The sequence below is a fragment of the Agrobacterium sp. FDAARGOS_525 genome, assembly GCF_003938925.1.
Taxonomy (GTDB): Bacteria; Pseudomonadota; Alphaproteobacteria; order Rhizobiales; family Rhizobiaceae; genus Agrobacterium; species Agrobacterium pusense.
Window position 1 is genome coordinate 197,206 of record NZ_RKIU01000002.1, and the last position, 6,288, is coordinate 203,493.

At 56.4% G+C, this 6,288-nt stretch carries 3 protein-coding genes and 2 pseudogenes; 3 read left to right on the forward strand and 2 right to left on the reverse strand.

Annotated features, from left to right (window positions below):
* Positions 1 to 42: 42 nt before the first annotated feature.
* The 3 genes and pseudogenes from EGT36_RS01140 to EGT36_RS30910 all read left to right on the forward strand — a co-directional run.
* Entirely contained in the window at positions 43 to 1,632 is a 1,590-nt protein-coding gene (locus EGT36_RS01140) for a putative bifunctional diguanylate cyclase/phosphodiesterase (protein ID WP_125269958.1), read from the forward strand.
* A gap of 761 nt (positions 1,633 to 2,393) precedes the next feature.
* A pseudogene (locus EGT36_RS01145) lies at positions 2,394 to 2,759 on the forward strand (IS110 family transposase); the annotation flags it as partial.
* Between the two features lie 50 nt (positions 2,760 to 2,809).
* Positions 2,810 to 4,012, forward strand: a pseudogene (locus EGT36_RS30910) (ISL3 family transposase); the annotation flags it as partial.
* 992 nt (positions 4,013 to 5,004) lie between these two features.
* On the opposite strand, the gene EGT36_RS01170 reads toward EGT36_RS30910, so the two are convergent.
* Together EGT36_RS01170 and EGT36_RS01175 are read right to left on the reverse strand one after the other, a co-directional pair.
* Positions 5,005 to 5,430, reverse strand: a complete 426-nt coding sequence (locus EGT36_RS01170) for an autoinducer binding domain-containing protein (protein ID WP_279795974.1) — start codon at positions 5,428 to 5,430, stop codon at positions 5,005 to 5,007.
* A gap of 39 nt (positions 5,431 to 5,469) precedes the next feature.
* A partial coding sequence (locus EGT36_RS01175; RefSeq protein WP_133308181.1) for a transposase occupies positions 5,470 to 6,288 on the reverse strand: 819 nt, incomplete at its 5' end.

Genomic DNA, 6,288 nt, shown 5'->3' on the forward strand with positions numbered 1-6,288 from the left:
GCACGCGCTTGAACTACTATCAAGGCCGCGCACAGAGGTTCCATGCCAAACTTCCGTCATAATCGCGCCAACGTCGAGATCTTTATCTGGATCGGTGCATTCGTTTTGCTCTACGGCCTTGCCTCGTATTTTAATGCCCATGAGGTTCTGGACCATTATTTCCGAGATCATGAGAGTTACAATCTCGATGAGGTGTTTACCGCTCTTAACATCGGTGGTTTCCTGGGACTGGCCTACTCTGTCCTCCGTATCAAGGATATGTCTCACGAAATCTCTCGCCGCATTCTCGCCGAGCGTGACGTCGACTGGATTGCTTTCCATGACCCACTGACAAAGCTGCCAAATCGACGCCTTCTTGACGCCGTGACCGCCCGGGAAGATTTCCTTTCCGGCGACCGCTATGGAGTGTTCAGCATCGATCTGGATGGGTTTAAAAAGGTCAACGATCTGCTTGGGCATGATAGCGGCGATGCTGCTCTCAAAATTACGTCCGAAAGGCTGGCGGAGGTTTTCCCCGACGAGCATATCTATCGGCTAGGGGGCGACGAGTTCGTCGTGCTGGCGAAGCTTAAGGGCCAGGTCGATTTGAAAGCGCTGTCGGCCCGAATCGTACGTGCGATATCCAAGCCAATGACAATCAAAGGCGCGACGGTCGATCTCGGCGCAAGCGTGGGATATACGGTCGCAGGCATTAACGGCGTAACGCTCGCAGATGCAATCCATCAATCGGACTGCGCCATGTATGCTTCGAAAAAAATGGGCCGCAACAATGCCTCGGCCTTTACTCCGGCAATGCTTGATGAGCTCAACAATCGCATACAACTTGAGGCTCGTTTGCGCCAAGCCATGAGAGAGGGTGTAATCGAGCCCTATTACCAGCCTTTTGTAGAACTCAGCACCCGGAAGCTGGCGGGGTTTGAAGCACTTGCCCGGTGGAAAACAGCTGATGGCACCTTTATTCCCCCGTCTGATTTCATCCCGATCGCCGAAGATGCCGGGCTCATTGTCGAGCTAACAGAACAATTGTTCAGGCGAGCCTGCAAGGATGCAATGTCCTGGCCGGCCGACACCATTTTGTCTTTCAATGTCTCACCGACGCAATTGTGCGATCGGCTGCTCGGGCTGCGACTGCTGAAAATCATGGGCGAAAGCGGCCTGCCGGTTCAGCGCCTGGAAATCGAGATCACGGAAAGTGCGCTGATCAAGGACGCAGTTGCGGCCAAGGAAGTTCTGGAGGATCTTACCAAGGCGGGTATCCGGATTGCTCTGGACGACTTTGGGACCGGCTATTCGAGCCTTTCGCAGCTGTCGAATTACCAGTTCCAGAAGATCAAGATTGACAGGAGTTTCGTTCAGACATTCGAGGCAAGCGAAAGGCAGGATAAGGTCGTCCGCGCCATGATCGCGCTTGGTCATGGTTTGGGCGTTGAGGTCACCGCCGAAGGAATCGAGGAGCAAAGCCAACTGCAATACCTTCAGCAGCTTGGCTGTGATCTCGGTCAGGGCTACCTTTTCGGCCGGCCACAGCCGATTGAAGATGCCATCAGGACGTCGTTGGCGGCTGCAGGGACTGGCGAGGATTTGATGTCAGACGATGAGGGACGCCTAAAGCGAGATGTTTTGGGCAGATGACCCTTATTTGGCGAGGCGGAGACGATTCCCGCTCCCGCGAGACAATAGAGAGCGGTGCGATTTCGACGGACCGCGTCCCAGAAGTTCACCGTGGGTTGGAGTGCCTTAGGACGATGGATCGGATCATTGACTGGTATCACCGCAGAAGGCCTGAAACACCTGTGATGCCAGCAGATCTGGTCGCGCTGCTTGCGGCGCTTCCCAACAATAGACCGATTTGCATCAGGGTCGGCATGACATATTTCGTGTTAACAGCGAGCACGGTCGCTATCGACGAGCAAGAGGGGTTGCTATTGGAGCCGCCAGTTCTAGGCGCGTAGGCGGAGTTCCAACGTTTCAATTCGGGCAAGCTATACACTCCATGCCGGTATAGGGTGGCGCCCAAGCGGTTGATCGTCAGGCGAAAACCTTATCGCCCGAGGACCTCTCCAGGTTTCATGACTGGCCAATTCTGTGCCTTCAACCTGGGACACCGGCGTCTGCCGCCATTGCCATGCAGTCGGTAAAAGCCGTTTCACTTTGTTCTTTCCCGCCCCGCAGGGGGGGGTATATGGCCACACTTTGACACAGTGCTCGACCTGGGGCACATCTTGACAATGGCCAATCGATTGACCCGAAACGTATCGCTGACACCTGAACTTGAGGCATTCATCGCTGATTGTCTCGAATCGGGTGATGGAGTGAGGAGGTGGACGGCCTCCGCACCCAACACTGTTGTGGCATACTGTGGCTGTCAAAGGTCACAATCGGGAGAACCGTCCATGAAGGAAGTTATCACAGTCGGCCTGGATATCGCCAAGCACGTTTTTCAGGTCCACGGCGTCGATCAAAAGGGCGATACTGTTCTGCGGAGGAAGCTCCGGCGATCGGAGATCATCAGCTTTTTCGATCACCTGCCACCCTGTTTGATTGGGGTTGAGGCGTGCGCCACGGCTCATCACTGGGCTCGGGTTCTGATTAATCTCGGGCATGAGGTTCGGCTGATGCCCGCCTCGTACGTCAAGCCGTATGTGAAGCGGCAGAAGAACGATGCGTCTGATGCGGAGGCAATTTGTGAGGCGGTCACGCGACCGACGATGCGTTTCGTTCCCGTAAAGAGCGAAGAGCGACAAAGCGTGTTGATTGTTGGTTTCCACGCGGAACTGACCACCGGCTCACTTCTGCGCGGAAACCAACAGCATTGGGTGGTCGGCCAGCAGCACGGTTCGCAGATCGTCTCGGGTTACCGGTTAGCAATGACACGCTGCTTCGAACCGTTCGCCGATATGATCGCCCACCACCACCGCCGCCAAGCGTTATCGGCATTGATGACTGGGCGTGGCGTCGCAATCACCGATATGGCACGATTATCTGCGATCTGGAACGGCGAAAGACGATCGCGTTGTTGCCCGACCGAGAATCCTCGACCGCAAAGGCCTGGCTGGTCGAGCAGCCGCAAATCGAAATCGTCGCAAGAGACCGCGGCGGCGGATATGCACAGGCCGCTGCGCAAGCCCTGCCACATGCCGAACAGGTCGCCGACCGCTGGCATCTCATGGAAAACGCTAGCCACGCCTTTCTTGACGCCGTTCGCAAGTCGATGCGGCAGGTGCGCATGGCAGTTGGAACAGCAACCGTAAACCCTAAGCTTCTGACTGCCGCCGAGCGTTTGCAATATGAGGGCTATCTCCGGCGTGAAGAGACAAACTCTGTCATTCGTGGGCTCGTCGGCGATGGCGTGTCCATCAAGGAAATCGTGCGCAGAACAGGACATAGTCGTAAGCTCGTTCGCAGTGTCATCCGTGGTCAAAGGACCGACATCTTCCGAGTCCGGCAAACTTCGCTCGAACCACACCTCCCGTGGCTCGAAGCGCAATGGGATGCCGGATTACGAAACGGCGCTGAACTTTGACGGCAGCTTCGGCTGGCTGGTTTTGGCGGCGGTCTCCGCGTCGTCACGGAATGGGCAACACGACGAAGAAGGGGCGAAAAGGCCGAGAACGGGCTTGGCCACGCGCCGGCAGCACGCACCATCGTGCGCCTAATGACCCTTGAGCGCAACAATTTGACCAAGGCGCAAACGATGACGGTCGCTGCGATTGAGGAGCAGCTACCAGACCTTGTCGAGGCAAGAGATGTTGTGGAGAGCTTCCACGAAATGCTGCGGCGCAAGTCTAAAGATGATCTGGACACATGGATCAACCGCGCCGCAGCAAGCTTAATCTCGCCATTCGCGAACGGCGTTATCCGCGACAGAGCAGCGGTTCAAAATGCAATCACTTCAATTTGGTCGAACGGCCAGACAGAGGGCCAGATCACCAAGCTGAAACTCATCAAGCGCCAGATGTACGGGCGCGGGAAACTCGATTTGCTTGAGGCACGTATCGTCGGAGCACCCTGATGTCATCGAAATTGCGTCAGACCCCTTATTCCATGCCTTAATCACAACCGGGAGGGTATCGCCCGATCTAGTCAAACAGATCACCCCGCTCGGGTGGCGACACATCAGGCTCAGTGGCGATTACATTTGGACCTCGACGGAAAGCCTCGATCTCAGGCCGCTACGGCGCGAAACATCCATCCTCGCAGCGTGATCACCATACGTTCTCAAAAGTCGGACAGATTCAACACTTTCGTGTCGTGACGCCGCTTTGGCCTGGTGGTTCAAGCGGCCTTGTCTGATGGTGTCTTTGCATGAGACCTGCTCCGGCGGTTTCTTTTTGGCCGTTAACCCATCATTAACCGCAGTGCCACACTATGAGCGTGCGCGGGACCAGAAGACCGCGCTCCAACGTATGGTAGTGCATCGTGAGGGAACCCGCCGAGAATGGTGGGTTCCTTTGCTTGAAGCGAAGTAAAGTGGCAAGACCATGGCGCCCGAAGAGTTTCGCCGTTGCCTGTGCAATCTCCAGTGGTCACTTCCAGACTTGGCAGAAGTACTCCAATGCGATCTGTCAGTCGTGGAGGCAATGAGCCGAGGTAAAGCAAATGTCCCGCCGCTGCTGGCTATCTGGCTCAGGCTACTCTCAAAAAACACACTGGGGCTGGTGCAGACATACACTTACAACTAGGCCTTGGTGAAGGGCCAGTGAGGTAACGAAAAAATCCAGCTTCGCTCACGTTCGCGCCTTTACAACGACGAACGTAACAAAAAGTTGACTGACCAATGCCACGCTCAGTGCTTACTTGAATCAAAATAAATAAACAGGGATATGTGGAGAGCCGTATGACGGTGCACACCAGCCAAACGTTCATAGTATGTCAAACCGAGACTTGCCTGAGACAGACACGCCATCTCGCCTTTGGAGAGGCGCAAGTGTTCGGCTGCGAACTTTTCCATCAGCGGCTTCGTGACGACGGTGTGGATCGTTTCAGCAACCAGCGAGAGGAAGGTCAGTTCCTCGTCATCGAACGGCGTGGCCTGGTAACGCCAACCGCTCCGTATGTGACGCTCTCGCGCGCGATTGGGAAAAGAGTCCTATTGTGTACGCCGAATGTGCGCTGAAGATACAGCAAGCGCTGTGGCGGCGAGTGCTCGGCATAGACCTCGTGCTCGACCACCACCGATTTCGCCGCTTTGGCGGCCGCAACAAAAGGGTCCTCGGCGTATAAGCGGTCAGCGTGATAGGCTTCCACGTAACCAGGGGGAAGGTCCGTGTCGATCGAGAAGCCGTTTCCGAAGCGGTAGTGGTCGACGTAAAGACCAGAGATGAAGATGTAGTCAAACGGGACGGCACGGCGCAGTCTTTCGATAATGTCGTTCTTCCCGAAAAAGCGGTGATTGGGAACAGAACGCAGGTCGATAGTGTCAATCGGCATCGAAACGGGGCTCTGACGCAGTTTTGGTGGTGATGGATTTTATCCCGCGCCGATGACGCGGGCTTGGAGGAGATCAATTTTTCCGCGGCCGTACAACTGGCGTTTCACAAGTTTGAGCTTGGTGATCTGCTCCTCCGTCTGGCCGTTGGACCATGGTGAAGAGATCGCTGCGCTGACGGCTGCTCGGTCTCTGACGACACCGTTGGCGAAGGAGGCGACCAAGCCCGATCGAGCGCGTTCCAACCACGGATCGAGATCAGCGAGAGATTTCTTGCGGATCATGGCCTGGAAGGCGGCGATGACTTCCCGCGCCTCAACCAGCAGCGGCACGCCACCCTCAATCGCCGCAACCGTCACGGTCTCAGATTTGGAAAGGTCGTCGCGGCCGATGGTCATGAGACGTGCAATGGTCCTGGCCGAAGGCGCTCGGCTCAACGCGCCCGCATCGACCTTCTCTGCTTTTCGACGGCGTGTGGCCCACTCGGTGACAACTCGAAGACAGCCGCGGAACCCTTGGCTCTTGAGTTGCCGCCATAGCTCCGTTCCATTCCGGTGTCCGGCCGTCCATTGAGCGTCAAGCCAGGGCAGGTAGAGTTCAAGCGAGTTCTCACGGACGCGGAAGACATCCGAACGTTGACCACGCAGTACGCGTCGGACAAGGCCGCGACTGTATCCGGTCCGGCGCACGATCTCCTTGATTGTTGCTCCGGACTTGGCCATGTCGAGAATTGCGGCGTTGGTGTCTTCCCGTCGAAGATATCCCTCGTACTGGATCCTCTCGGCGGCCGTCAGCAGTTCGGGGTTGATCGTGGCCGCTCCGATCGCAGTTCGGATCTGGCGCATCGATTTGCGCACCGC

Bases quoted from the DNA above. Each gene is read 5' to 3' on its own strand.
- EGT36_RS01140 (WP_125269958.1), top strand. From the start codon at position 43: ATGCCAAACTTCCGTCATAATCGCGCCAACGTCGAGATCTTTATCTGG.
- EGT36_RS01170 (WP_279795974.1), bottom strand. From the start codon at position 5,430: ATGCCGATTGACACTATCGACCTGCGTTCTGTTCCCAATCACCGCTTT.